Source organism: Levilactobacillus humaensis, assembly GCF_024345185.1.
GTDB classification, from domain to species: Bacteria; Bacillota; Bacilli; order Lactobacillales; family Lactobacillaceae; genus Levilactobacillus; species Levilactobacillus humaensis.
The window spans coordinates 1-1,899 of sequence record NZ_BROB01000059.1 but is presented as its reverse complement, the minus strand read 5'-3'; the positions used below and the strand labels follow the sequence as shown (position 1 = coordinate 1,899).

Below are 1,899 nucleotides of genomic sequence, written 5' to 3'. Positions count from 1 at the left end.
GGAGGTAGCCGATTGTTTCGACTACCGACCTCTCACACCACCGTACGTACGGTTCCGTATACGGCGGTTCAGTAATTTAAGCACTCTGAATAAGCTGGAGCGTTTTGGTCAAATTTATTAGACCGAGACGTTCCAGTTTTCTATTCGTTAACGTGTAAGTTAACGTCGCACTATGCGCGGTCCGCCATGCACCCTTACGGGTGTTGGCGAAGGTATAGGCATCGTTATGGGAAAGGCCCAAACGCTTTAAATTATCTACCTTGGTTTTGACTTTCTTCCACTGCTTCCAGTAATACTGCCGGATTCTCGATCGCAACCATTGGTCAAGAACTTTAACGAACGTTGCCATCTTACCGATACTATAATACTGGAGCCATCCTCGCATTTTCTGACGAATTTCTACAAACATTTTATCTGTGGAGATTCCTCGATTACGCTTGGTTAGACGGCGTAGTGCCTGTTTAATTCTCGCCTTGGATTGCTTAGCCGGACGAGCGTAAGCTCCTCCATGCCCAACACCCAGTGAGAATCCCAGAAACTTTAAACGGAGTGGTGACCCGACTGATGTCTTCTCACGATTGACGGTTACTTTAAGAGTACCTTTTAGGAATCCTGAGATACTTTTCAATACTCTTTGACCTGCCCGCTTGCTTTTGACATAGATATTACAGTCATCCGCATATCGGACGAACTGGTGGCCTCGTGAGGTCAGTACCTTATCCAACTCATTCAAGTAAATATTGGCTAATAACGGCGATAGTGGACCACCTTGCGGCGTTCCTTTTCTACTTTGTTCGAACAACTTGCCATCCATAACACCACTGGTAAGGAAACGGCGAATTAGTCGTAACAGCCATGGGTCATTGATATACTGGCCAATAAACCTGATGAGTAGGTCATGGTTAACCGTATCGAAGTAGGCTTTGAGGTCCAAATCTACCACGTAGTGGTAACCCTGATTGTAGAGTGACACTACACGTGATATAGCCTGTTGGGCACTTCGGTTCGGTCGAAAGCCAAAACTATTATCTGAGAACACTTGCTCAAAGATGGGAGTCATGACTTGAGCTACAGCCTGTTGAACCAAACGGTCAACTACCGTAGGAATACCAAGTTTACGCTTACCACCATTGGGCTTGGGAATTTCGACTCGCCTAACTGGCTGAGGCCTATAGGTTCCTTGAGCCAATTGTTCGAGTAACTCTTCCTTGTGTTTCTTCAGATAAGGCAGGAGGTCTTCGACGGTCATGCCATCGAGGCCTGCTGCTCCCTTATTCTTCTTGACCCGGGAGAACGCTAAGTTCATGTTGTTCCGGGTCAGGACACGTTTCGAAAATTCTATGCCACTTATCATCATACTTTCACCAGAGATGGTACTACGCGCTCCAGCATACCTTGAGTCTTCCAGACCTATCTTCAACTGGTAGTCAGCTTGTTCTGTTTTCTGCGATTGTCGCACCTTCTCCACCTCCAATATCAATGATTAGTTATTACTGTTCAGTCCTTCGGATAGCGTCAGCTATCCTACTATGACCTCGGCTGACTCCTGAGAAATTCAACGGGTCATCACTGACTCGCTTGTTCCTGTGACACATAGCGCGTCTCTTGTCGGGAACATATCACTCAGGCCTCCCCGGGTAAGAACGCTAACTTTCGCACCATGTCGCTGTCGACTTTATCGTAGTGACCTCGAGTAGTATCGGGTTTCGATTTGTTGTGCAATCTTGCCCAGTCACTTCCGACCTTCTAGCCGCTTCTTGTACATCAGCGCAGTGCTTTGCCTAGGGCTTCCTTCAGATTCCACCTCACGGTGGACACCCTTGCCTCCGGCTCGTGGTTCCGACTACTACGGCCCACAGCGGACTTTCACCGCCTAGTTAACGCCCATGCCGGGCGCAC

Annotated in this window: 1 protein-coding gene; it reads right to left on the bottom strand. The window is 48.0% G+C overall.

Annotated features, from left to right (window positions below):
- Positions 1-76 precede the first annotated feature (76 nt).
- Positions 77-1,459 carry a group II intron reverse transcriptase/maturase gene (ltrA, locus tag OCU14_RS11190; RefSeq protein WP_261811089.1) on the bottom strand — a complete coding sequence of 461 codons (1,383 nt, stop codon included), beginning with the start codon at positions 1,457-1,459 and terminating at the stop codon, positions 77-79.
- Between the last annotated feature and the right edge of the window lie 440 nt (positions 1,460-1,899).